This is a genomic window from Streptomyces sp. NPDC056452 (assembly GCF_042796085.1).
GTDB lineage: Bacteria > Actinomycetota > Actinomycetes > Streptomycetales > Streptomycetaceae > Streptomyces.
In genome coordinates this window covers 170,416-194,304 of record NZ_JBHTRI010000011.1, presented here as the reverse complement: position 1 = coordinate 194,304, position 23,889 = coordinate 170,416, and the positions used below count along the sequence as shown (strand labels likewise).

19 protein-coding genes and 1 riboswitch are annotated in these 23,889 nt (G+C 70.8%); of the genes, 5 read left to right on the top strand and 14 right to left on the bottom strand.

Annotated elements, in window-relative coordinates; genetic code table 11:
* The first annotated feature begins 210 nt into the window (after positions 1-210).
* From ACFQ6X_RS13950 to ACFQ6X_RS13940, 3 genes are all read left to right on the top strand, one after another.
* Positions 211-1,230, top strand: coding sequence for a LacI family DNA-binding transcriptional regulator (locus tag ACFQ6X_RS13950; protein WP_383180786.1), 1,020 nt, complete (start codon positions 211-213; stop codon positions 1,228-1,230).
* Between the two features lie 186 nt (positions 1,231-1,416).
* Positions 1,417-2,238, top strand: coding sequence for an ABC transporter ATP-binding protein (locus tag ACFQ6X_RS13945; RefSeq protein WP_383180783.1), 822 nt, complete (start codon positions 1,417-1,419; stop codon positions 2,236-2,238).
* A 59-nt stretch (positions 2,239-2,297) separates the two neighbouring features.
* Positions 2,298-4,832, top strand: a complete 2,535-nt coding sequence (locus tag ACFQ6X_RS13940) for an ABC transporter permease (protein ID WP_383180780.1) — start codon at positions 2,298-2,300, stop codon at positions 4,830-4,832.
* Between the two features lie 67 nt (positions 4,833-4,899).
* Here the strand turns inward: ACFQ6X_RS13940 and ACFQ6X_RS13935 are convergent, their stop codons facing one another.
* The 14 genes from ACFQ6X_RS13935 to ACFQ6X_RS13870 form a co-directional block, all read right to left on the bottom strand.
* A complete protein-coding gene (locus ACFQ6X_RS13935; RefSeq protein WP_383180777.1) occupies positions 4,900-6,198 on the bottom strand; it encodes a class I SAM-dependent methyltransferase in 1,299 nt (432 codons plus the stop codon).
* Between the two features lie 254 nt (positions 6,199-6,452).
* Positions 6,453-7,838: an NAD(P)/FAD-dependent oxidoreductase gene (locus ACFQ6X_RS13930; RefSeq protein ID WP_329210266.1), complete on the bottom strand. Its 1,386-nt coding sequence runs from the start codon at positions 7,836-7,838 to the stop codon at positions 6,453-6,455.
* Between the two features lie 448 nt (positions 7,839-8,286).
* The gene (locus ACFQ6X_RS13925) at positions 8,287-9,228 is read right to left on the bottom strand and encodes an exopolyphosphatase (protein WP_383180774.1); all 942 of its coding nucleotides are present in this window, start codon (positions 9,226-9,228) and stop codon (positions 8,287-8,289) included.
* A 155-nt stretch (positions 9,229-9,383) separates the two neighbouring features.
* Complete coding sequence (locus ACFQ6X_RS13920; protein WP_329215289.1) at positions 9,384-9,914, bottom strand: DUF501 domain-containing protein; 531 nt, start codon at positions 9,912-9,914, stop codon at positions 9,384-9,386.
* 46 nt (positions 9,915-9,960) lie between these two features.
* Positions 9,961-10,431 (bottom strand): septum formation initiator family protein, encoded by a 471-nt coding sequence (locus ACFQ6X_RS13915; RefSeq protein ID WP_383180771.1) that lies wholly within the window; start codon positions 10,429-10,431, stop codon positions 9,961-9,963.
* A 108-nt stretch (positions 10,432-10,539) separates the two neighbouring features.
* Entirely contained in the window at positions 10,540-11,826 is a 1,287-nt protein-coding gene (gene eno, locus ACFQ6X_RS13910) for a phosphopyruvate hydratase (protein ID WP_329210260.1), read from the bottom strand.
* Positions 11,827-12,166: 340 nt separating this feature from the next.
* Positions 12,167-12,856 carry a transglycosylase family protein gene (locus ACFQ6X_RS13905; RefSeq protein WP_383180768.1) on the bottom strand — a complete coding sequence of 230 codons (690 nt, stop codon included), beginning with the start codon at positions 12,854-12,856 and terminating at the stop codon, positions 12,167-12,169.
* A riboswitch (cyclic di-AMP (ydaO/yuaA leader) is annotated at positions 12,857-13,027 on the bottom strand.
* Between the two features lie 290 nt (positions 13,028-13,317).
* Positions 13,318-14,286 (bottom strand): transglycosylase family protein, encoded by a 969-nt coding sequence (locus tag ACFQ6X_RS13900; protein WP_383180765.1) that lies wholly within the window; start codon positions 14,284-14,286, stop codon positions 13,318-13,320.
* Between the two features lie 105 nt (positions 14,287-14,391).
* On the bottom strand, positions 14,392-15,699 hold the full coding sequence (locus ACFQ6X_RS13895) for a cytochrome P450 (RefSeq protein WP_383180762.1): 1,308 nt from the start codon (positions 15,697-15,699) through the stop codon (positions 14,392-14,394).
* Complete coding sequence (locus ACFQ6X_RS13890) at positions 15,696-16,682, bottom strand: nucleoside triphosphate pyrophosphohydrolase (RefSeq protein ID WP_383180760.1); 987 nt, start codon at positions 16,680-16,682, stop codon at positions 15,696-15,698. Before ACFQ6X_RS13890 ends, ACFQ6X_RS13895 begins: the two co-directional genes overlap by 4 nt.
* Positions 16,683-16,746: 64 nt before the next feature.
* Entirely contained in the window at positions 16,747-17,403 is a 657-nt protein-coding gene (locus tag ACFQ6X_RS13885) for a SurA N-terminal domain-containing protein (RefSeq protein ID WP_383180757.1), read from the bottom strand.
* 162 nt (positions 17,404-17,565) lie between these two features.
* A complete protein-coding gene (locus ACFQ6X_RS13880) occupies positions 17,566-19,137 on the bottom strand; it encodes a protein kinase (RefSeq protein WP_383180753.1) in 1,572 nt (523 codons plus the stop codon).
* The gene (locus tag ACFQ6X_RS13875; protein WP_383180750.1) at positions 19,134-19,739 is read right to left on the bottom strand and encodes a hypothetical protein; all 606 of its coding nucleotides are present in this window, start codon (positions 19,737-19,739) and stop codon (positions 19,134-19,136) included. Before ACFQ6X_RS13875 ends, ACFQ6X_RS13880 begins: the two co-directional genes overlap by 4 nt.
* A gap of 99 nt (positions 19,740-19,838) precedes the next feature.
* Complete coding sequence (locus ACFQ6X_RS13870) at positions 19,839-21,998, bottom strand: N-6 DNA methylase (RefSeq protein ID WP_383180747.1); 2,160 nt, start codon at positions 21,996-21,998, stop codon at positions 19,839-19,841.
* Between the two features lie 201 nt (positions 21,999-22,199).
* Here ACFQ6X_RS13870 and ACFQ6X_RS13865 point away from each other — a divergent pair, with 201 nt between their 5' ends.
* Together ACFQ6X_RS13865 and ACFQ6X_RS13860 are read left to right on the top strand one after the other, a co-directional pair.
* A complete protein-coding gene (locus ACFQ6X_RS13865; RefSeq protein WP_383180744.1) occupies positions 22,200-23,072 on the top strand; it encodes a DUF4190 domain-containing protein in 873 nt (290 codons plus the stop codon).
* Positions 23,073-23,156: 84 nt separating this feature from the next.
* Positions 23,157-23,870, top strand: a complete 714-nt coding sequence (locus tag ACFQ6X_RS13860) for a hypothetical protein (protein ID WP_383180741.1) — start codon at positions 23,157-23,159, stop codon at positions 23,868-23,870.
* Positions 23,871-23,889: the final 19 nt, after the last annotated feature.

Here is a 23,889-nt window from a genome sequence, read left to right as displayed (position 1 = left end):
TTCCCCGCCGTCCCTGCCGAGCGGAGTTACTGAACCGGGTAAGTGCCGCGAAGGTATGGGCGCACCAAGGCCGTGTCAAGGGTGCGGGAGCGCTCCCAATCCAGTTTTTTCGGATGATTGCGAGGGGGTCCGGACCGGGAAGAGGAAGACACAGGTCAGGGAGCTGTAGTTAGGATGGCCCCTGAACACGAACCGGTTAAGCGAGGTCGCATGTCCAAGCACCGCCCCACGATCGCCGACATCGCGCGCCGGGCCGGGGTCTCGAAGGTCGCGGTGTCCTACGCACTGAACGACCGCCCCGGGGTCTCCCCCGCGACCCGTGCCTCCATCAAGGCCATCGCCCAGGAGATCGGCTGGCGGCCCAACAGCGCGGCCCGCGCGCTGACCCACGCACGGGCGGACACCGTCGGCCTCGCCCTGTCCCGGCCGGCCAGGATGCTCGGCGTCGAGCCGTTCTTCATGGAGCTGATCAGCGGCATCGAGACCGAGCTGGCCACCCGCGGCTGCGCCCTGCTCCTCCAGGTCGTCACCGACCCCGTGCAGGAACTGGAGATGTACCGGCGCTGGTGGGGCGAGGGCCGGGTGGACGGGGTGTTCATCGCCGACGTGCGCTCCCCGGACCCGCGCATCGAGGGCGTCGCCGAGCTGGGCATGCCGGCCGTGGTGATCGGCCACCCCTCGGCCGCAGGCCGCCTCACCCCCGTGTGGTCGGACGACTCGGCGGCACTGCGGGACACCCTCACGTATCTGAGCGCGCTCGGCCATCGCAGCATCGCCCGGGTCGCCGGGCTGCCCGACCTGATCCACACCCGGATGCGCGACCGGGCCCAGCACGAGATCTCCGCGGAACTGGGCCTGGACGAACCGGTGGTGGTGCACACCGACTACTCCGGCGAGGAGGGCGCCCACGCGACGCGGCGGCTGATCAGCTCGCCGGGGCGACCCACCGCCGTCATCTACGACAACGACATCATGGCCGTCGCCGGGCTCTCCGTCGCCCAGGAGATGGGGCTCGACGTGCCCGCCGACCTCTCGCTCGTCGCCTGGGACGACTCCCAGCTGTCCCGGGTCGTCCGGCCGCCGCTGACCGCGCTGAGCCGCGACATCCCTGCGTACGGCACCCATGCGGCGCGCACCCTGCTGGCGATGGTGGCGGAGGGCTCGGCACCCGGATTCGAGGATTCCACGGCCCGTCTGGTACCGCGGGGATCGACCGCGCCGCCCCGCTGACCGACCGCGCCACACCGCTGACCGACCGCGCCGTCCCGAGCCGCCGGTCCTCCGCCCCGCTGAGGACGGACGCCGTCAGGGTCGGTGTCATACCCGAGGAGTACGCCGCGGTCCCGCCGATGCGACTCAAGAGGGCCCCAGGAACCGGTACGGGGGCTGACGTCCGGACGCGATTCGGCGGCGACGATGAAGGGGTCCCGCGAACCCCGCCGCATCGTCGCCCGAACCAGGAGTACCCCTGTGACCACCACCACCGTTCACCGCACCACCGCGGTCGCCGCCCGCGCCACGGAGCTGTCGAAGGTCTACGGCCAGGGTGAGACCCAGGTGGTCGCCCTGGACCGGGTGACCGTGGACTTCCCGCAGGGCGAGTTCACCGCGATCATGGGCCCGTCGGGCTCCGGCAAGTCCACCCTCATGCACTGCGTGGCCGGCCTGGACAGCTTCAGCAGCGGATCCGTGCGCATCGGCGACACCGAGCTCGGATCGCTGAAGGACAAGCAGCTGACGCAGCTGCGCCGGGACAAGATCGGTTTCATCTTCCAGGCCTTCAACCTCCTGCCGACGCTGTCCGCGCTGGAGAACATCACCCTGCCGATGGACATCGCCGGCCGGAAGCCGGACGCCGCCTGGCTGCAGAAGGTCATCGACATGGTGGGCCTCTCCGACCGGCTGAAGCACCGCCCGACCGAGCTCTCCGGGGGCCAGCAGCAGCGCGTCGCCGTCGCCCGCGCCCTGGCCTCCCAGCCGGCGATCATCTTCGGTGACGAGCCGACCGGAAACCTCGACTCCCGCTCCGGCGCCGAGGTGCTCGGCTTCCTGCGCAACTCGGTGCGCGAACTCGGCCAGACCGTGGTGATGGTGACCCACGACCCGGTGGCCGCCTCCTACGCGGACCGCGTGATCTTCCTCGCGGACGGCGCGATCGTCGACCAGATGATGCACCCCACCGCGGACGGGGTCCTCGACCGGATGAAGGCGTTCGACGCGAAGGGCCGCACCAGCTGACCCGCTGGTAGCCGGCTGCCCGTCCCCTCCTCCCGACCCTCATCCCAGGACACAACACCATGCTCCGTACCGCCTTGCGCAACGTGCTCGCGCACAAGGCCAGGCTGCTGATGACCGTGCTCGCCGTCATGCTCGGCGTCGCCTTCGTCTCCGGCACCCTGGTCTTCGCCGACACCCTCTCCAACGCCTTCCGCAGCCAGTCCGCGAAGAGCTACGACGACGTCGCGGTCGCCGTCACCTCGTACGCCGACCCGAACGCGGCGGAGAAGGAGCCCGGCCTCTCGCAGGAGACCCTCGACAAGATCGCCGGGCTGGACGGCGTCACCGCCGTGCACGGCCGCGTTGACGGCTTCGCCGGGGTCGCCGACCCCGAAGGCAAGCTCATCGACGGCACGTTCGGCAGCCCCAAGGGCTCCAACTTCGCCCCCGGCAAGGACGGCAAGGACGCCGCCTACGTCTTCACCGACGGCTCGGGCCCGCTGAGTGCCGGTCAGATCGCACTGGACAAGGGCACCGCGGCCAAGGGCAACTACGAAGTCGGCGACCGGGTCCGGGTCGCGACCAACGGGCCGGTCAAGGAGTTCACCCTCAGCGGCGTCTTCACCACCGACGACGGCGAGGTGAACGCGGGCGGCAGCCTCGTGCTCTTCGAGACGGCTACGGCCCAGGAGCAGTACCTGAAGCGGGGCTACTACCAGGAGCTCACCGTCACCGCCGCCCCGGGCGCCGACGACGCGAAGATCCTCGACGCGGTCCAGCCGCTGCTGCCGGAGGGCGCCGAGGCGCAAACCGGCCAGGCGCTCGCCGACCAGCAGGCGAAGGACATCGAGCAAGGCCTCGGCGCCCTCAAGCAGGTACTGCTGGGCTTCGCCGGCATCGCGCTCTTCGTCGGTGTCTTCCTGATCTCCAACACCTTCTCGATGCTGGTCGCCCAGCGCACCAAGGAGCTCGCGCTGATGCGCGCCGTCGGCGCCTCGCGCAGGCAGATCACCCGCTCGGTGCTCGTCGAGGCCGGGATCGTCGGCGTGATCGCCTCCGTGATCGGTTTCGCCCTCGGTATCGCTCTGGCGGTCGGACTGCGCTCGGGGATGGCCGCGTTCGGCATGAAGGTGCCCGGGGGGCCGCTGGTGCTGTCGGCGACACCGGTGCTCGCCGCACTCGGCGTCGGCGTGCTGATCACGATGTTCGCGGCCTGGCTGCCCGGCCGCAGGGCCGCGAAGATCCCGCCCGTGGCCGCGATGAGCAGCGTCCACGCGGTGGCCACCACCAAGTCGCTGGTGGTGCGGAACTCCATCGGCGCGGTCATCACCGCGATCGGTGCCGTGGGCATCGTGGCGGGCGCCGACCGCGGCGGCGACGAGGGCCGGGTCCTCATCGCAGCCGGCGCGTTCTTCGCGCTGATCGGCATCATCGTCCTGATCCCACTGCTGTCCCGGCCCGTCATCGCGCTCATCCGCCCGCTGCTCGTCGGCCCCTTCGGCGTCTCCGGCAAGCTGGCGGGACAGAACGCGGTCCGCAACCCGCGCCGCACCGGCGCCACCGCCTCGGCGCTGGCGATCGGCCTGACCCTCGTCACCGGCCTGTCGGTGCTCGGTGTCACGGTCGGCGCGGCACTCGACAAGATGACCACGGACAACATCAAGGCCGACTACATGGTCTCGATGGCGAGCGGCGGCGACCTGGACCAGTCCGCGCTGACCGCCCTGGAGAAGGCCCCGGGTGCCGTCGCGGTCTCGCCGCAGCAGTCCTCCTACCTCGACATCGACGGCAAGTTCGCCTCGGCCTCCGCGGTGACTCCCGGCGCCATCGAGAAGGTCCTGAACGTCGAGGTCGTCAGCGGCAGCATCGGCTCGCTCGCCAAGGGGCAGATCGCCGTCGCCGAGAAGACGGGCAAGACCAGGGGCTGGAAGGTCGGCGACAGCCTGCCCGTCACCTTCGACGACAAGAAGAAGGGCACCCTGACGGTCGGAGCCGTCTTCAAGGACAGCGAGTTCCTCTCTCCCGTCCTCGTCTCCACGTCGGTCGTCAACCCGCACGAGGTGAGGCCGTACATCCCGCAGATCTTCGTGAAGATGGACGGCGGCCCGACCGAGGCCAACGAGAAGGCCGTGCTCGGCGCACTCGGCGAGAACCCTGCCATCAGCGTGATGGACCAGCAGGACATCCGCGACGAGTTCGGCGGCACGATCAACCTGATGCTGAACATCCTGTACGGCCTGCTCGCGATGGCGCTCATCATCGCCGTCCTCGGCGTCGTCAACACGCTCGCGATGTCCGTCTTCGAACGGCAGCACGAGATCGGCATGCTGCGCGCGATCGGTCTCGACCGGCGCCGGGTGAAGCGGATGGTCCGGCTGGAGGCCGTGGTCATCTCCGTCTTCGGCGCGTTGATCGGCATCGGCCTCGGCTCGTTCCTCGGCTGGGCCATCGGCGAGTCCATCCGGAGCAGCATCCCGGGCTACGCACTGGTCCTGCCCTGGGACCGGATCGGGATCTTCCTGGTGCTCGCCGCTCTGGTGGGCGTCCTGGCCTCGCTCTGGCCGGCCCGCAGCGCCGCGAAGCTGAACATGCTGACGGCCATCAAGACGGAGTAGCCACACCACACGGAGGGGCCGGTATCCACACACGGATACCGGCCCCTTTCGTCCGTCCCGCGGGCCGTCAGCCCGACGCGGTCCACTCGCGGGCCCGCAGCGGCATGCCCGCGGGACCGCCCTCCTGCGGACGCACAGCGAGGACCTGGTTGACGCCTATCCTGTTGTGCTCGAAGGAGAGCGCGGAGGCCGCCATGTAGAGCCGCCAGACCCTGGCACGTCCGGGCGAGGTGACCCGTACCGCCTGCTTCCAGTGCTTCTCCAGGTTGGCGACCCACTGGCGCAGGGTCAGTGCGTAGTGCTCGCGGATCGCTTCGACGTCACGGACCTCGAAGCCTGCCTCCTCCAGGGTGGCGACGGTGCGGCCCACCGGGGCGAGCTCCCCGTCGGGGAAGACGTACGCGTCGATGAACTCGTCCACGTGGTAGGCGGACTCGTCCTTCTCGGGGCGGCGGGCGATCTGGTGGTTGAGCAGCCGGCCGCCGGGCCTGAGGAGTGCGTAGAGGTCTTCGGCGTACTCGCGGTAGCGGACCGAGCCGACGTGCTCGGCCATACCGATCGACGAGATGGCGTCGTACGGACCGTCCCTGACGTCCCGGTAGTCCTGGACCCGGATCTCGATCCGGTCGGTGAGGCCCTCCTCGGCGATGCGCTTGCGGGCGAAGGCAGCCTGTTCGGTGGAGAGGGTGATCCCGGTGACCCCGGCGCCGTACTCACGGGCCGCGTGGATGGCCATGGAACCCCATCCGCAGCCCACGTCGAGCAGTCGGTCGCCCTCCTTCAGCGCGAGCTTGCGGCAGACGAGGTCGAGCTTGTCGCGCTGGGCGTCCTCGAGCGTCCCGCCGTCCTGCCAGTAGGCGCAGGAGTAGACCATGGACGGGCCGAGGACCAGTTCGTAGAAATCATTGCCGACGTCGTAGTGGTGGCTGATGGCCTCCTTGTCGCGGCGCCTGGTGTGCAGTGCCCCGGAACGGCGGCGGACCTCCTCCACGGGCGGAGGCGGCGGCGGCCAGGGTCCGGCGAGCTGGACGAGGCCGCGGGCGAACGCGCGGACCTTCGGGTCACGGACCGGATGGACGGTGTCCTTCGCGTCGGCGCCCCGTTCCCAGAGGAGTCCGGCCAGATGGTTCAGTGCCGCGTAGAGGTCGCCCTCGATGTCGATCTCACCGGCCACCCAGGCGCGGGCCAGGCCCAGTTCGCCCGGCTTCCAGAGCAGCCGGCGCACGGCACGGCGGTGGCGCAGGATGAGCACGGGCGCGTCCGGCGGCCCGGATTCACTGCCGTCCCAGGCCCGGATCCGTACGGGCAGGGGTTCTCCCAGCAACTCTTCGGCGAGAGCGGTCAGCCGCGATGCGGCGTCTGCCATGGCGCACACCTCCGTGGTGGTGTTTCCCAACGTGCCTAAATTCGCATAGACGTGCCTGAACCGGGCGGCGACACCTCGGAGTCACCGTCAGGTACACCTGCGTCAACGCCGCCGGGCGGGCATGCCATCCCGCTCCACGGCAACGGAACGGCAAAATGCCTGCATATCCCATCTACTTCACGGGGACTGCGGACATGCCGAAGGGGCCGTCCGCACCACGGATGGCGGACGACCCCTTCGGTGACGTACAGGTACTAGGAGGCCTTGGCCTTCTCGCCCTCGGCCTTGGCTGCGACCGGTGCGGGATGCGGCTTGGCGGCCTCGTAGAACTCCTCGCGCGGCGTCTCCATGGCGCCGAGCGAGACGACCTCGCGCTTGAGGAACATCGCGAGCGTCCAGTCGGCGAAGATCCGGATCTTACGGTTCCAGGTCGGCATCGCCATGCCGTGGTAGCCACGGTGCATGTACCAGGCGAGACGGCCCTTGAGCTTGATCTTCACCTTGCCCACGACGATCATCGCGACGCCCTTGTGCAGGCCCAGACCGGCGACCGCACCCTTGTTGGCGTGGCTGTACTCCTTCTGCGGGAAGCCCCGCATGCCGGAGATGACGTTGTCGCCGAGGACCTTGGACTGGCGCAGCGCGTGCTGGGCGTTCGGCGGGCACCAGGCGTTCGGGTTGCCGGCCTTGCGGCCGACCAGGTCCGGGACCTGGGCGTTGTCGCCCGCGGCCCAGATGTAGTCGGTGCCCTGCACCTGGAGCTTCTCGGAGGTGTCGACGTGACCACGCGGACCGAGCGGCAGACCGAAGCGGGCCAGCGCCGGGTTCGGCTTCACGCCGGCCGTCCACACGATCGTGCTGGAGTCGACCTCGAGGCCGTTCTTCAGCACGACGTGGCCGTCGACGCACGAGTCCATGGAGGTGGAGAGGTAGATCTCCACGCCGCGGCTCTCGAGGTGCTCCTTGCCGTACGCGCCCAGCTTCGGGCCGACCTCGGGAAGGATCTTGTCGGCGGCGTCGACGAGGATGAAGCGCATGTCCTCGCGCTTCACGCTCGTGTAGTACTTCGCCGCGTCGCGCGCCATGTCCTCGACCTCGCCGATGGTCTCCGCGCCGGCGAAGCCGCCGCCCACGAAGACGAACGTCAGCGCCTTGCGGCGGACGTCCTCATCGGTCGTCGAGTCAGCCTTGTCCAGCTGCTCGAGGACGTGGTTGCGCAGACCGATGGACTCCTCGATGCCCTTCATGCCGATGCCCTGCTCGGCGAGGCCGGGGATCGGGAAGGTGCGGGAGACCGCGCCCATCGCGATGACCAGGTAGTCGAAGGGCAGCTCATAGGCCTCGCCGACGAGCGGCGCGATCGTGGCGACCTTGCGGTCCTGGTCGATGGTCGTGACACGGCCGGTGAGAACCTCTGCCTTGGGCAGCACGCGTCGCAGCGGGACGACGACATGCCGAGGCGAGATGCTGCCGGCAGCAGCTTCGGGGAGGAAGGGTTGGTACGTCATGTACGAGCGAGGGTCGACGACCGTGACGGTCGCCTCCCCGTACCGCATCTTCTTCAGAATGCGACGAGCTGCGTACAGGCCTACGTACCCACCGCCTACAACGAGGATCCTGGGACGCTCCGTGGTGCTCATGCCATCGAGTATCCACCCCCCTCGGGAGGCACGCTCGTGAGCCCCTTCACAAGGTATGCGCCACCCTCTGCTACACTTCGCCGCCCACGTGACCCAGGTCATGGCGCCGAAGGGGAACCACGACGCTCCGGCGAACGTTGTTCACCGCCTGTGAGCTGGCCCTTGTGCCGCCGGGCGGGCCGAACCACCGCCCCGCTTCACATGCGCGCCACACCCCCGAAACCTCCCCGCAGCCCCGCACCGGGGCCCTGCGGGGTGCACGCGCGGCCCCTCGGGACACGAACTTCACCCAGTGGAGCCGAATTCCTTGTGAAGAAGTTCACGAAGTTCGTCGCGGCGCCCCGCGCAAGGCCTCCGCCAACCGGCCCCGAGAGCCCCCGGAAGGCTCAAAGGTGCAGGCCGGAGTGCGCATGAGCGTGATCTCACCGATCGGCCCACGGCGCTGTGATCACGCTGCCGACCAGGCGATTCCATCGAGAATGTCGTGCTCGCTGACGACGACCTCCCGGGCTCCGGTCCGTTCCATCACCGCGAGCAGGACAAGGGCTCCCGCAGTGATCACATCGACCCGTCCGGCATGCATCGCGGGGATCGCCGCGCGCTCCTCGTGCGTCGAGGAGAGCAGCCGTCCGGTGATGTCCCGGACCTGGTCGAAGGAGACCCTGGAGTGGTGGATCGCCTCGGAGTCGTACTCCTGCAGGCCGAGCGCGATCGCGGCGACGGTGGTGACGGTGCCGGCCAGGCCGACGAGTGTGGCCGCCTCCGCGAGCGGCACGGTCTCCTCGGCCAGGTCGAGGGCCGCGTCGATGTCCGAGCGGATCGCGGCGACCCGGCCGGGCGTGGGCGGGTCGACGACCGCGCCGTCCTCGACGAGGTGGCGCTCGGTCATCCGGACGCAGCCGATGTCCACGGACCGGGCCGCGCGGACGGCGTCGTCGCCGACGACGAACTCGGTGGAGCCGCCGCCGATGTCCACGACGAGATAGGGCTTCTCCAGATGGTCGCTGCCCGTCAGCTCCTTGGTGGCGCCGTCGAAGGAGAGCTGCGCCTCCTGGTCACCGCTGATGACCTCGGGCCCGACACCCAGGATGTCCAGGACGCCCTGGACGAACACGTCGCTGTTCTCCGCGTCGCGGGAGGCGGAGGTGGCGACGAAGCGGATCTTCTCCGCGCCGAGCTCCTTGATCACCGCGGCGTACTCGCGGCAGGCGGCGAAGGTGCGCTCCAGTGCTTCCGGAGCCAGCCGCCCCGTGCGGTCGACGCCCTGGCCGAGCCGCACGATCTGCATCCGGCGGTCGAGCTCGGTGAAGCTGCCGGATGCCGGGTCCGCGTCTGCGACGAGCAGGCGGATGGAGTTGGTACCGCAGTCGATGGCGGCAACGCGGGTCATGGGAGCTCCTGTGGTCGTGGTGACGGGGGCTCGGCCCCCGGACCCGCTCCTCCCTCGCGGGAGGGGCTCGGACCTGCCGGACCTGCCCGCAGGACCGAGCCCCTCCGGGCGCTGGAGGACCGGGGTGCGGGGCCGGGCCCCGCGGATGCGGGAGGTCAGGCCCCTTCGTCGCCGCACGGCGACACGCACGGACCCTTCGCCCACCACTGCGGCAGCATCGCGATGGCCTCGTCGCCCAGCGGGTTGACCCCGGGCCCCGCCGCCAGCGAGTGACCGACCAGCACGTGCAGGCACTTCACCCGGTCCGGCATGCCGCCGGCGCTGGGGAAGCCCTCCAGGACCTCGATGGCATCACGGCGCGCGATGTAGTCCTCGTGCGCGGCACGGTACGCGGCGGCCAGCTCCGGGTCCGTCGTGAGGCGCTCGGTCATCTCCTTCATGACCCCGTTGGCCTCCAGCGTGCCGATCGCGGACGCCGCGCGCGGACAGGTCAGGTAGAACGTCGTCGGGAACGGCGTGCCGTCCTCCAGACGGGGCTGCGTCTCGACCACGTCCGGGTTGCCGCACGGGCAGCGGTGCGCGATGGCGCGCAGCCCGCGCGGCGGCCGGCCGAGCTGCTGCTCGAACGCGGCGATGTCCGCCTCGGTGGGCGCGGTGGATTCGGTCTGCGGAGGGGGCGTGTCCATGCCTGCCTTGAATGTCATCGATCGGTCTGTGTGTACGGGAACGGAGTCAGCCGCGGTCGGCGCTGTCGACGCCGTCCCAGAGGTTCGAGTGCCAGGGCCTGCCCGTCGCACCCGGGTCGCCGCGGCGCACCTCGGCCGCGTCCGGGTCGATCACCGTATAACCGGTCTCCCCGGGCATGACGTAGTGGAGGTGCTGGCGCGCCAGTCGCCGGATGTACGCGTCGTCCTTGAGCCGCGCCTTCTCGTCGCGCAGCTCCTCGGTCCGCCGGTGCGCCTCCTGCGTGAGCCTCTCCTGATCGGCGATCTCGTCGCGCTGGGAGATGTACTGCCGCATCGGGTACGCGAGGGCGACGACCAGGGAGCAGACGATGAGGGCCAGGAAGGCGGCCCTGCCGGTGAGCCGGGAGCGCCGGGCCTGGCGGCGGTTCTGGGACCGGTACACGCGGGCCGCTGTCTGCTCCCCGAGCAGCCGCAGCCTGGTCGCGGTGGAGAACCGGTCGCGGTCCTTCCCGGCCATCTCGCCTCCCCATTACGCACGTCCGTCCCCGCACACGGTACGGGACCGAGTGCGGGGACGGACGGAGGCTGGTGCCCCGAAGGGGGCTCAGCTCCTGCTGCCGGGCTCTCAGCCCTCGAAGCGGAACCGCGGGAACGCCGAACGGCCCGCGTACACCGCGGCGTCGTCGAGGATCTCCTCGATGCGCAGCAGCTGGTTGTACTTGGCGACACGGTCCGAGCGGGCCGGGGCGCCGGTCTTGATCTGGCCGCAGTTCACGGCGACGGCGAGGTCGGCGATGGTGACGTCCTCGGTCTCACCGGAGCGGTGGGACATCATGCACTTGAAGCCGTTGCGCTGGGCCAGCTCGACGGCGTCCAGGGTCTCGGTCAGCGAACCGATCTGGTTGACCTTGACGAGCAGGGCGTTGGCCGAGCCCTCCTCGATGCCACGGGCCAGGCGCTCGGGGTTGGTGACGAACAGGTCGTCACCGACGATCTGCACCTTGCCGCCGAGCTTGTCGGTGATGACCTTCCAGCCGGCCCAGTCGTCCTCGTACAGCGGGTCCTCGATGGAGACCAGCGGGTACGCGGAGACGAGCTCCTCGTAGTACTCGGTCATCTCGGCGGCCGAGCGGGACTTGCCCTCGAACTCGTACTTGCCGTCCTTGTAGAACTCGGACGCGGCGACGTCGAGGGCGAGCGCGATGTCGCGGCCCGGAACGTAGCCGGCTTCCTTGACGGCTTCGAGGATCAGGTCCAGGGCGGCGCGGTTGGACTCGAGGTTCGGGGCGAAGCCGCCCTCGTCACCGAGACCCGTGGACAGGCCCTTGGTCTTCAGGACCTTCTTCAGCGTGTGGTAGATCTCCGCGCCCCAGCGAAGGGCCTCGGAGAAGGACTCGGCGCCGATCGGCGCGATCATGAACTCCTGGATGTCCACGTTGGAGTCGGCGTGCGAGCCGCCGTTCAGGATGTTCATCATCGGAACGGGCAGCAGGTGCGCGTTCGGGCCGCCGAGGTAGCGGAACAGCGGCAGGTCGGACGCCTCGGACGCGGCGTGGGCCACGGCCAGCGAGACGCCGAGGATGGCGTTGGCGCCGAGGGAGCCCTTGTTCTCGGTGGCGTCGAGGTCGAACATCGCCTGGTCGATGAGGCGCTGCTCGGTGGCGTCGTAACCGACGAGCTCCGGGCCGATCTGCTCGATGACGGCGAGGACGGCCTTCTCGACACCCTTGCCGTGGTACCGGTTGGGGTCGCCGTCGCGAAGCTCGATGGCCTCGAACGCACCGGTGGAGGCGCCGGACGGAACAGCAGCACGTCCCGTGCTGCCGTCGTCGAGGCCAACCTCGACCTCGACCGTGGGGTTGCCCCGGGAGTCGAGGATTTCCCTGGCTACGACGACGTCGATGGACGGCACGAGGCATCTCCTTCTGGGATATGACGCTGGTTGTGCAGGGTCACTGTGGCCTTGCGCCACGAGCCTAACCGGCTCGGCCCCCTGCGTCGGCCGACCGCCCGTCCCCTGGGACGAAAAAGGACCCAAGGGCCTGCATTCCGGGCAAAGGTCCAGAAATCTACTGACGAGTAACCACAATAGTTGAACGATCACGCACGCGGTGGGCCCGTGCGGCGCACCGCGGACACGACCCCGGCCCGGCGCACACGGGGGTGAGTGCGCCGGGCCGGGAGGGAACACGTGGGGTGCCGCCGGACACCCTTACGCGGTCCCGAAGCCTTCGGGGAGGAGAGACCCGGGACTACTTCAGGTGGAGCTGCTGACCCGGGAAGATCAGGTCGGCGTCCTCGACGATGTCGTCGTTGAGCTTGAACAGCTTCTGCCAGCCGCCCTTGACCTTCTTCGCGTCGGCGATCGTGCTCAGGGTGTCGCCGGCCTTCACCTTGTACTCGCCGTCACCCTTCTTGACCTTGTCGCCGGTCGGGGTCGTGACGGTCTTCGAGGCCTCGGGGGCGGTGCGCTTCTCGCTGCGCGTGGTGGGCTGCTCGGCCTTGCGCTCCGGCTGGGCGGCCTTGTCGGCGCCCGTCGCGGAGGCGTCGACACCCGGGTCCACACCGTCGTTGGTGAGGCCGCCGGCACCGGCGCAGGCCCAGGCGCCCGGGCCCTGCAGGTCGAGGAGCTTCTCGGCGGCGGTGATCTGCTGAGCCTTGGAGGCCAGGTCGGCGCGGGCGGCGAACTGCGTGCCGCCGGCGGCTGCCCAGCTGGACTGGGAGAACTGCAGGCCGCCGTAGTAGCCGTTGCCGGTGTTGATGGACCAGTTGCCACCGGACTCGCACTGCGCGACGGCGTCCCACGTGGCGACGGAGGCGGCGGAGGCGCCGGTCGCACCCATCAGCGGAACGGCGACTGCGGCACCGGTGACGCCGGCCAGGGTGGCGATACGGACGGCCTTGGACGGGCGACGGTGCTTGCCCTTGCTCGAAAGCAGCATGGTTCTCCTCACCGACGCCTACGAGGTGAGCTGTCGGGTTCGGGCCTGTGAGTTGCCCGGTCGCTCGCACTGGCAAGCGACTTCACCCCCAGCCGGTCCTCACCCGTCTTCCGACGGCCGGGTCCGGCACTTACCTGGGTCCCCCGCTCCTGCCTACGGCGCTTTACGCGTCGAATCCCTTCGGCCGACGGCAGGATTCGGCGTGACGGTCGAAGGTGCCCGCGGTGCGAGCGGTTCCGACCGTAAACATAGGCAACCCCCACATTCAAAGATGGACATCACGGACAATCAGGCCTTACCCGCAACGGGCGAAGGATCGTTTTCGCAGGTCGGAGGCGTCGTCGGCGAACCGGGCGGGCGGGCAGCGTGAGTTGACGCAAAGAGACCCATGTCTCACTTAGACATAAGTGGACATAGGCCTCTGAACTGCCCCCGATTATGGGGCGTTTTCCCGAATTGGATCAGTTGCCCGCGGCGGCTTCCGCACCGGCTCCGGCGGTCTTCTCGTCCGCCTGGGCGCCCAGGTCGAGACCCAGGTCGAGGTTCTGTCCGGGAAGGATCAGGTCCGGGTCGGAGCCCAGCTCGTCCTTGTTGGCCTCATAGAGCGCCGTCCAGCCGCCGGGCAGCTCCTGCGCGTCCGCGATCGCCCAGAGGTTGTCGCCCGCGCGGACGGTGTAGGTGCCGTCGCCGCCCTTGCGTGCGTCGGCGTCCCCGCGCGAAGCGTGACGGCCGGACTCGCGCCCGTCCGTCGAGCCCGCACCCGCGCTCGCCTCCGGGGCCGGCGTGCCGCGGTGCTTGCCGCCCGGCGCTTCCGTCGAACCGTCAGAGGCCTCGGACGTCTCCGGCGAAGGAGAGGTCGAAGGGGCGGCCGTGTCGGATCCGGTCGACTTGTCGGCTTTGCCGCTTTCGCCGCCCTTGTTGTCCGTGTTCCGGTTCCCGCTCGCGTCGTCCGACGCATCGGACGAGGGGGTGGCCGACGCGTCGTCGGACGGGGTCACGGTGTCCGACGGCTCGGTGGTCGGCTCACTGCCCGGGTCGACACCCGGGAGCGTGTTGTCCAGCGCGAGCCCGGAGATCACCGCGCAGCTGGCCCACGCCGTCACCCCCTGGTCGTCGAGCACCTTCTCCGCCACGGATATCTGCTGCGAGCGGCTGGCCAGGTCGGCACGGGGCGCGAACGCCGTACCGCCGTAGGCCGACCAGGTGTCCTGCGAGAGCTGCAGGCCGCCGTAGTAGCCGTTGCCGAGGTCGGCGCTCCACATGCCACCGCTCTCGCACTCGGCGACCCGGTCCCAGGTCGAGGCGTCGGCTGCGTGCGCGCCGGTCGCGCCGAGCAGCGGGATGGCGATGGCCGACCCTGTGACGCCTGCGGCGACGACGATGGCGGGTGCCTGCCGAGGGCGACGGTGTCTGCCGTTCGCGGAGCCCATGGGATTGCCTTCCGTGTGACTGACGTGTGACTGGTGAGTCGAACGGTGAACCTAGCCGCACTCGAACGTGTGTCACAAGTCGATGCAGCGGAGATCACGTGAAAGTCACAGAGTTGACAGAGTGTCACTTTTTTCGGAGCGCTGTCCGGGATCGAACTCGACGGGAAGAGTGCGAAGTCCGCGCATGATGAGCCCGCCCCGCCACCGCAAATCGGTAGGTTCCGCAGCAAGCCGCAGGTCGGGAAGGCGTCGCAGCAGCGTCGCCAACGCCGCCTGGCCCTCCAGCCGGGCCAGCGGCGCACCCAGGCAGTAGTGGATGCCGTGCCCGTACCCGAGGTGCTGATTGTCACTCCGCGCGAGATCCAGCGTGTCCGCATCGTGGAAGCGCTCCGGGTCCCGGTCGGCGGCGGCCAGCACCACGAGAACGGGGTCCCCGGCCTCGATGCGCTGTCCGCCCAGCGTCACGGGTTCGGTGGCGTACCGCCAGGTGGCGAGCTCCACCGGACCGTCGTACCGCAGCAACTCCTCGATCCCCGTGGCCAGCAGCTCCGTCTCCCCGGCCTCGATCGACCGCTGGAGGCGCTCGCGCTGTTCCGGGTTGCGCAGCAGGGCGTAGGTGCCGTTGCCGATGAGGTTGACCGTGGTCTCGAAACCCGCGAACAGCAGGATGAACGCCATCGCCGCGGCTTCGTTCTCGGTGAGGTGCTCGCCGTGGTCACTTGCCCGGATGAGTCCCGAGATCAGGTCGTCGCCGGGATTCTCCCTTTTGCGGTGGATGAGTTCGGCGAGGTAGCCGCGCATCTTCTTGACCGACCTGGCCACCCCGCCGCGCGGGCCGCCGCCGTGCCTGATCATCATGCCCGCCCAGTCCCGGAAGTCGTCCTGGTCCTCCGGAGGCACCCCCAGCAGGTCACAGATCGCGTAGATGGGGAGCGGGAAGGCGAAGTCGTGGATGAGGTCCGCTTTCCCCTCCTCGATGAACGTGTCGATGAGGCGGTCCGTCAGCTCCTGCACGCGCGGCGCGAACTCGGCGACCCGGCGCGGAGTGAACGCCTTGGAGACGAGCCGGCGCAGCCGGGTGTGGTCCGGCGGGTCGATGTTCAGGAGGTGCGTCATCAGGTCCGCCTTGCGCTCCCCCGGGATGCCCGTCTTCCCCTTGGCGTTCGCCGACCCGGCGTGGTGCGCCGGGTTCTTGGAGAGCCGGGTGTCGGCGAGGGCCTGCCTGGCATCCGCGTACCGGGTCACCAGCCAGGCCTCGACGCCGCTGGGCAGCGCGGTGCGGTGCACGGGGCTGTGCTCGCGCAGCCAGGCGTAGGCGGGGTACGGATCGGTGGCGAACTCCCACGTGAAGAGTTCGGGCGCTTCGTCCGGCGTCTCGCCGGGCGCGGGGGTGTCGGCGGGGCTGTCGTTCACTCCTCGACGTTATCCGGAACGCCCCCGTGCCCCTCCACCGCCCGGATCGCGTCCCGGTAGGCACGGGCGGCGGCCCGCAGGGCTGCCTCCGGATCGGTGCCGTCCTGCTCGGCGCGTACGGCGAGGGCGAGGAGCCGGTAGCCGACCGAGTCGCCCGCCGGGAGCGCGACATCGAGGCCGGCGGTACGGGCCCGGCTGCCCAGCTTGGCGGCCAGGGCCAGACCGGGCTGGCCGAGCGGCACCCCGTCGGTGACCGAATCGCGCTGCTTCTCGATCGCCTTCGTCCGCAGCCAGTGCGCGTGGACGTCCTCCGGGGTCTCGGCGGTCTCGTCGCCGAAGACATGCGGATGACGGTGGATCAGCTTCTCCACGATGGTGGCCGCGACATCGTCGATGGCGAAGGGCTCGTCCGGGTCCTCCTGCGCGATCCGGGCGTGGAAGACGACCTGGAGCAGCACGTCCCCGAGCTCCTCGCGCAGCTCCTCGCGGTCGCCGTCCTCGATCGCCTCGACCAGCTCGTACGCCTCCTCGATGGCGTACTTCGCGAGACCCTTGTGCGTCTTCTGCGAGGTCCACGGGCATTCCCGCCGGATCCGGTCCATGACCTGGACCAGGTCGAGGAGCCGGGCGCCCGGCAGGTCGTAGGAGCCGGGCAGCAGTTCCAGGTCCGGCATCTGCACCCGGCCCGAACCGCCGAGCCGGGCCAGGCCGTCGGTGAGCGGCTGATTGCCCTCGCCGCCCACGAGGACCACCACGGTCCGTCCGCCCGCGCAGGCGTCGACGAGCTCCTCGGCCGACGGTGCGACGTGCTCGACCATGACTCCGGCCTCGCGCAGATACGGCAGTTGCGGATGGTCCCGCTCGGCGCAGAGCACCGCGTCGGCGGCCTGCAGCGTCTGCCAGGCGGGCCAGGACAGCAGACCGGGCGCGACCCGGTGGCTGGCGGTGAGCAGGACGATACGGCCGGGGGCTTCAGCGTTCACCCTCCGAACCTACCCCGGCCGGGACCCTCCCGGTCCTGGCTCCCGTTCCCGGTCCCGGCCCCGGTCAGGCGCCCGACTGGGGTTCCTGCTCCTGGAACTTGGTGACCTGGTTGATCCACGGAGCCTTGAAGGTGCTCAGCTGGACCTGCTTGTCGTCCCAGGAGCCGAAGCGCGGGTTGACGTCGACGTGCAGGGCCTTCGACGCCTTGGTGAGAGCCTCGCCGACGACCTGCTGTCCGGCGGGGGTCTGCAGGTCGACACCGAGCGCCGCGGCCAGCTTCGGCAGCTGGACCTCCTTGCGCAGATCGCCCTCGATCTGGTCCGGGGCGACCCAGCGCTGCTCCAGCATCACGGTCTGCAGGCCCTTGTCACCGCCGTACTGTGCGGCGGCCTGCTGACGGATCTGCTGGATCTCCTTGCGGCTGACGCTCACCCCCGCGTCCTTCGCGGCCCGGTCCAGGACCATCCCGAACACGATCCCGTGCAGCTTGGCCCGGGTGAGCTGCCCGGACTTCTTGACCAGCTGCGCGGACTGCTGCGACGCCTTCTGCGCACTGCGCACCTCCGCCGCCTGCCCCTGGACCGTGGACATGTCGACCCGGTCCCCGCCGACCACGGCAGCGGCGCCTGGGTGCGCCTCGTTGCCACAGGCGGTCAGCAGGGGTGCCGCGACGAGCGTGGCGACGGAAACGGCGAGCGCGGTGCGACGTCGGCGGTGCAAAGGAGCCTCCCGGGGAGAGTTTGTGCATCAGTGCACAAAGCCTTGCGGTGATCGATGTTAGGCAGTGGAAGGGGTTCGGGCCACTGATTCGACCAACGATTCGGGAGGAGTTGGGGATGCGGTGCGGCGACGGGCCCCTCGGGGCGCCGTCCGGGCCGGATCTCAGCCGCCGCGCACGTCCTGCTGATGGGTGAGCTGCCTGCGCAGTTCGACGGGGAGCGGGTGGTGCGGACCGTACGTGCGCTCCGCGTCGTAGAGCAGCCCCTGCAGCTGCCTGCGCCCCGCCGCGTGGTCGCCGACCGCGAGCAGCAGGTGCCCGATGCGGTGCCGGATGTCGAAGGCCCGGGAACGGTCCGGGGGCGGCGCCCCGTAGGCGTTCTCGTAGTACGGGAGGACCGCGCGGTACTCGGTGAGTGCCGCGGCCGCCTCGCCCAACTGCTCCAGGCACTGCGCCGCGTCGTAGCGGAACTGCAAGGTCTGGGCGTCGGCCGGGCCCGCCTCGGCGGTGCGGTCCTCGGCGAGACGGCGCAGCTCGGGCAGGGCACGGCGGTACTGGCCGTCGTCCATCAGCGTGGCCGCGTACTGCTTGCGCAGGATCCGGACGACCGGGGAGTGCTCCCCGTGCTCGGCCGCGGCCGCCGGGAGGATCCCGCCCAGGATGTCCACGGCCTGGGTGATCCGGCCCTCGCCGATGAGCTGCTTCACCTCGTCGACCGCCTGTGCGACATCGCGGCGGGCGGGCGGCGCGTGGGTCGTCGCCGACTGCTGCGCGGGCAGGGGCACCGGGGCGGGCACGGGCGCGGACGCCGGGGTGGCCGCCCGGTCCGGCCAGGGTGCGTGGGGCCTCAGGAAGGGCCGGGTCGGGTCGAGCGGGCCCGCCGGTGCGCCCCCGACGGGCAGCAGCGGGCGCAGCGACTCGTACACCTCCTGGGCGGAGGCCGGGCGGTGCTGCGGGTCCTTGGAGAGCAGCCTCAGCACGAGGGCCTCCAGCGCCTCGGGAACCTCGGGCCTGAGATGGCGGACCGGGAGCGGCGGCTCGTAGAGATGGCGGTGCAGCACACCGAGGGCGGTCGAACCCGCGAACGGCACGTCACCGCTGAGCAGTTCGTGGAGCAGCACCCCGAGTGCGTAGAGATCCGTGTACGGGCCGACGGCGCCACCCATCGCCTGCTCGGGCGCCATGTAGGCCGGGGAGCCGATCGGTGAGCCCGTGTGCGTCAGGCGGGTGGTGTCGGTGTCCAGGACGGAGGCGACACCGAGGTCGAGCACGATGACGGTGCCGTCGGGCCTGACCATCGCGTTGCGGGGCTTGAGGTCGCGGTGGACGATCGGCACCGCGTGCACCGCGGAGAGCACGGCGCAGAGCTGCGCCGCGATCGCGACGGCCCAGGGCCACGGGTACGGGGCGTGCTCGGCCAGGTGGTCGGCGAGGTCGGCCCCCTCGACGTACTGCATGACGAGGTAGAGGTCGTCGTCGTCGCTGCCCGCGTCATGGACCGTGACCAGACCGGGGTGGTCGACCTGGGCGGTGACCCGGCACTCCCGGACGAACCGGCGGCGCAGTTCGTCGGCGGCGTCACTGCCGGAGGGGCCCGCGACCCGGTCGGGGCGCACGAGCTTGACCGCGACCCGGCGGTCCAGGCGCTTGTCGTACGCCGTCCAGACCTGGCCCATGCCGCCCTGACCGAGGATGGTCGCCAGCTCGTACCGCCCTGCGATGACGCGCCCGTTCACTGGCTGCCGCCCTCCTTGCGGAGGTAGTCGCTCAGCTCGTCGAGCTCGGCGCGCACCTGGTCCAGGCGCTGCGGCGAGGCGGGCGAGGGCACGGCGGGCGGGGGCGTCGCGGCAGGCGGCTGCGCCGGGGCCGGCGGAGGCGTCGGGACGGGCGGGTAGCCGTAGGTGGGCCTGGGCGCGGCGGGCACGGTCTGCTGCTGCGCGTAACCACCGTACGGGAGCGGGGGCGGCCCCGGTTGCGGGCCGCCGTACGGTCCGAAGTGGCGTATTTCGGCGTACAGGTAGTAGGTGACCGTGCCTGCGACGACGACGAAGAGCCAGCCGATGCCGATGAGCGCCTCCGCGTCCGTCATCTCCTCGGCGTCTTCGGGCAACGTCCCGAAGAACACGACGAGTCCGACGTTCAGCGCGAACACGAGGGCGAGCAGATACCAGTCGCGCTTCCTGCGGGTGACGATCGCCAGCCGCAGCATGGCTGCCCAGGCGAGGAACCCACAGCTCAACATGGTGAGCGCCACGAAAAGCACGCGCAGCGTGATCAGCGTCGCCGGGGACGGGCGGCGCCTCGGTTGCTGCTCCGGCGGATAGCCGTAGCCATGCATGTGCTGCTCCTGGAAGGGCGTGTGTCGGACGGGTGGTGTGAGCGTATACACCGACACGGACAACGGGTCCCGGGTTGTGCACAACCGTTGTGCTTCACATCACTTCGGCGCGACCGTGCCGTCGGTGAGCCCGTCGTACATGCCCTGGACCAGTCGGCCGCCGAGCCGTCCGGCCGTGCGCAGCGCGTCCTCGAATGCGGCGAGGGCGCGGAACTGCTCGCCGTACCTCTGCTGTTCGGCCAGCGGCAGCCGCGGCAGCTGGAGACGACGGGCGTCGAGCCGCGTGGCGGTGGACGCGTAGCTGCTGGCCTGCCGGTTGTTGGCGGTGCCGCGCAGGAACCCGGCGAGGAACCAGGGGTCGAGCGCGGCAGGATCGGGGCGCAGCAGCTGGAGGTTGCGGCCGAGCGCGGCACCCGCGGTGGCGTCGTCGACGACCCGGGTGACCGAGCCGCCGCCCAGGACGGGCACGACGACATCGCCCGGTTCGAGAAGGAGCGCCTCGTCCTCCGAGGGGGCGGCCGGTGCGGTGGGGGAGCCACTGGGGGCCGTGCCGGCGAGCACGTCGTGCTCGGTGAGGACGGGTGCGGTACCGCTGCCGGAACCACCGGTACGCAGCTGCAGGGCTCCCGCGCGGGCCAGTTCACCGACGGTGGTGAGGGGCCGCCTGACCAGGTCCGAGGGGGCTGCGGGCGGCGGGGTGAGGCGGGCGGTGAGCTTCAGGGTGTCGTCCAGCCGCTCCCGTACGCGGATCAGCTCGGCCGCGCCGCCGCCGGAGGCCGGGGGTGGCAGATGGCGGGCGGGGGCCAGGTCCACGTCGTCGTCGAGGAGCTCGATGACGGGGACCGCGCGGCTGACACCGGGGCGGTCGACACGGTCCGCCCGGCTCTTCCCGCCCGTACCGTCGCTCCCCTCGGTCCCGTGGTCCTCGGTGAACGCGTTCCAGGCCCCGAGTGCGGCGCTCCGTACGGCCGTCCAGTCGATCCGGTCGCGGCCCCCGGCCGCCGGGGACGCGGCGCCCGCTGCCGGTTCGGCGCTCTCGGCGGTGTCGACGAGCAGGAGTTCGGGCACGGGGCGGTGCCCCGCGCCCGGCTTGCGCAGGACCCACAGGTGGAGCGGGATGCCGTACGGGGGTGCGGCGCCGGCCGGCAGCGCGATGACGGCGCGCAGGGCGCCTCGGCGCAGCAGGTCGGCACGGATCCGGCGGCCCGAACGGCGCGAGGCGGCGGCCGGGGGCATCAGCACTACGGCGGTCCCGCCCTCGCGGAGACGGGCCAGGGCGTGCTGTACCCAGGCGAGTTCGGATTCGGTGCGGGCGGGGAAGCCGTACTCCCAGCGGGGATCGTAGGCCAGCTCGTCGTGACCCCAGTTGCGCTCGTTGAACGGCGGGTGGCAGAGCACGGCGTCCACGGTCAGCCGGGGGAAGGCATCGGCGCGCAGGGTGTCGCCGGTGCGGACCGTGAGCGCGCCCCCGTCCTTCCCCGCGGGGCCGTCGGAGTGCAGGGCGAGCCGGAGCGCGGTGAGCGCGGCGAGCTCGGGGTCGGCCTCCTGCGCGTACAGCGCCGTGGGGCCTCCGACCGCGCGCAGGAGGGCTCCTGTTCCGGCGGCGGGGTCCAGGACGGCACGGGCGGGCTGCGCTCCGCTCCGCAGGCCTGCGGCCCTGTCCTGCTCGGCCAGATCGGCCATCAGCTCGGCCAAGTCGGGCGGCGTGAGGGTGTACTGGCGTGGATTGGCGTCGAGCTGCCGGACGAAGAGGAACTCGAAGGCCTTCCGGACACCGGTCCCGGCCGCCAGCTCGGCGACGGCGCGCAGGAGCGGGACCGAGGGCGCCAGGCCGGCGGCGTCAGGGGTGTGAACTGCGCGCTCGCGTCCGAAGTGCGCCGTCAGTACGTCGTCCAGAGCGCCCGGGAGGACACGGGCCATCCGGGCGTCCGAGACGGCGGTGATCTCCAGCCAGGCGGTGGGCCTGTCCCGGACGAGCAGCAGGGCGCAGCCTGCGTGGATCAGGGCGGTGACGGCGCCGGCCGGATGGCCGGACAGCTGCTGCCAGACCCGCTCGCGGAGCGGGACTTCGGCGAGTTTTCCCTGCTCGCGCAGCCACTGCTCGACCTCGGGCAGGGCGAAGGACGGGCTGGTCTCGGTGCCGCCGACCGGCTTGGGGAAGTCCGCGTGGCGACGGCGCCAGTTGCTGACGGCCGCACGCCCCACCCCTGCGAGCCGTGCGATCCCGGCCGCGGTCACCTCAGTCGAGCTCTCCGGCACTGGCTGTCTCCCCGCTAGATCCGTCCTGCCGGCGAGCATACCGACTGGTTGCCGATCCATCGGTTCACACTGTGGACGAACCCGTTCCGATTCAAAGCCTGTTGACTCGGTTCACAGGCTCTGCTCTTATTGACCTGTCGCCGCTCGATGTGGCGCACAGAACCGCTCACACATCCCCGCATGTCGCCGGAGGGCACAGCCATGTCCCAGTTCACGCAGCCGCCGCAGCCGCCGCAGCCCCAGCAGCCGTACGCCCCCGCCCAGGAACCCGGCCTGCGTCCCGTCCGCAACGGCCTCGGCACCGCCGCCCTCGTCCTCGGCATCATCGGTGCCGTCGCCGGCCTGATCCCGTTCATGTTCTGGCTGGCGGGCATCCTCGGCGTCATCGCCCTGATCCTGGGCCTCGCGGGGCGGGGCCGCGCCAAGCGCGGCGAGGCGAGCAACAAGGGCGTGACCACGTTCGGCGCCGTGCTCGGCCTGGTCGCGCTGATCCTGTCGGTGGTCGGCGCGGTGCTCACCTTCAAGGCCGTGGACGACGTGGTGAACGACATCAACAAGTCCGTCGCGGACAGCTCGGCCTCGGCGAAGCCGGGCGGGGCGGACGGTGCGAAGGGCGATGCCAAGGACGGCGCGAAGGGCGACACGGCCGACGCCCCGAAGACCGATGACGAGCCCGCCGCCGGTGAGACGCTCGCGGGGCGTGACACCGCTGTGTACGACGACGGTCTCGAGGTCACGGTCAGCAGCGCCGCCGCGTACACACCCGACGCGTACGCCGCGGGGCACACCAAGGGCAATCGCGCCTACAAGGTCTCCGTCGTCATCGAGAACAAGACGAAGGAGAAGTTCGACTCCGCACTGGTCAGCGTCGACGCCCGCGCCGGTGACGACGGCGTCAACGCCGAGCAGATCTTCGACGGGAAGGTCGGCGAGGGCTTCAGCGGCACGGTCCTGCCGGGCAAGAAGATCACCGTGCAGTTCGCCTTCGACGCCCCTGCGGACGCCAAGAACCTGAGCGTCGAGGTCAGCCCCGGCTTCGACTGGGACGCCAGCCAGTGGGACCTGAAGCTCTGACCCACCCCGGCCCTGCCGCCAGGCCCGGCCACCCCCGGCCCGGCACCTCCCGTACCCGCCCCTGACACCCCGGAGCCCCGACCCGTGCGCTGCCTCTCAGCCCGCATCTCCGCAGCCGCTCTCTGCGCCGCGGCGGCACTCGGCCTCACCGCCTGCGACGCGTTCGCCACCGGCCCCGGGGCGCAGGCTCCGTTCTCCGGTCTCACCGGCCCGGAGGTCACCAACAAGGCGGTCGCGGCCACCCGGGCGGCCGCGACCGTACGTCTGACCGTGACCACACAGTCGGCGGACGGCCCGGTCCAGGCGTTCGTCGCCTCGGGCGCCAGGGGCGCGTGCACGGGAACGTTCTCGCTGGGATCCGCGGGCACCATGGAACTGATCCGCGCCGACGGCGCCGTGTACACGAAGTCCGACAAGGCGATGCTCCGCGCGGCAGCCGTGGACGGCCCGGTCCGGGACGCCGACGTCAACAGGCTCGCCGGACACTGGGTGAAGGCCCGCCCGGACGACCGCCGCACGGCTCAGAGCCTGCGCTTCTGCGATCCGAAGGCCCTCCTCGACCGTCTCGCCGCAACGAGCGCGACCACCCGCAAGGGCAGGCAGGCAACGATCGCCGGCACACCCTGCCTGACCCTGACCGGCGGAACGGGCCGGGAGAAGTGGACGGCGAGCGTTGCCACGGAGGGGAAGCCCCACCTCCTGAAGATGCGCCTCACCGACGGCGCGGAGAAGCCGCTCACCGTGGAGTTCTCGGAGTTCGGCGCCCCGCTCGCCGTGAAGAGACCGGTAACCGGCTGACCGCCCGCCGTGCGGCCGG

Excerpts from the sequence above, each read along its gene's own strand:
- ACFQ6X_RS13935 (WP_383180777.1), bottom strand. The coding sequence starts at position 6,198 with ATGGCAGACGCCGCATCGCGGCTGACCGCTCTCGCCGAAGAGTTGCTG.
- ACFQ6X_RS13915 (WP_383180771.1), bottom strand. The coding sequence starts at position 10,431 with ATGGCCGGGAAGGACCGCGACCGGTTCTCCACCGCGACCAGGCTGCGG.
- ACFQ6X_RS13905 (WP_383180768.1), bottom strand. The coding sequence starts at position 12,856 with ATGCTGCTTTCGAGCAAGGGCAAGCACCGTCGCCCGTCCAAGGCCGTC.
- ACFQ6X_RS13940 (WP_383180780.1), top strand. The coding sequence starts at position 2,298 with ATGCTCCGTACCGCCTTGCGCAACGTGCTCGCGCACAAGGCCAGGCTG.
- ACFQ6X_RS13950 (WP_383180786.1), top strand. The coding sequence starts at position 211 with ATGTCCAAGCACCGCCCCACGATCGCCGACATCGCGCGCCGGGCCGGG.
- ACFQ6X_RS13875 (WP_383180750.1), bottom strand. The coding sequence starts at position 19,739 with ATGCATGGCTACGGCTATCCGCCGGAGCAGCAACCGAGGCGCCGCCCG.
- ACFQ6X_RS13900 (WP_383180765.1), bottom strand. The coding sequence starts at position 14,286 with ATGGGCTCCGCGAACGGCAGACACCGTCGCCCTCGGCAGGCACCCGCC.
- ACFQ6X_RS13920 (WP_329215289.1), bottom strand. The coding sequence starts at position 9,914 with ATGGACACGCCCCCTCCGCAGACCGAATCCACCGCGCCCACCGAGGCG.
- ACFQ6X_RS13925 (WP_383180774.1), bottom strand. The coding sequence starts at position 9,228 with ATGACCCGCGTTGCCGCCATCGACTGCGGTACCAACTCCATCCGCCTG.
- ACFQ6X_RS13945 (WP_383180783.1), top strand. The coding sequence starts at position 1,417 with ATGAAGGGGTCCCGCGAACCCCGCCGCATCGTCGCCCGAACCAGGAGT.
- ACFQ6X_RS13930 (WP_329210266.1), bottom strand. The coding sequence starts at position 7,838 with ATGAGCACCACGGAGCGTCCCAGGATCCTCGTTGTAGGCGGTGGGTAC.
- ACFQ6X_RS13865 (WP_383180744.1), top strand. The coding sequence starts at position 22,200 with ATGTCCCAGTTCACGCAGCCGCCGCAGCCGCCGCAGCCCCAGCAGCCG.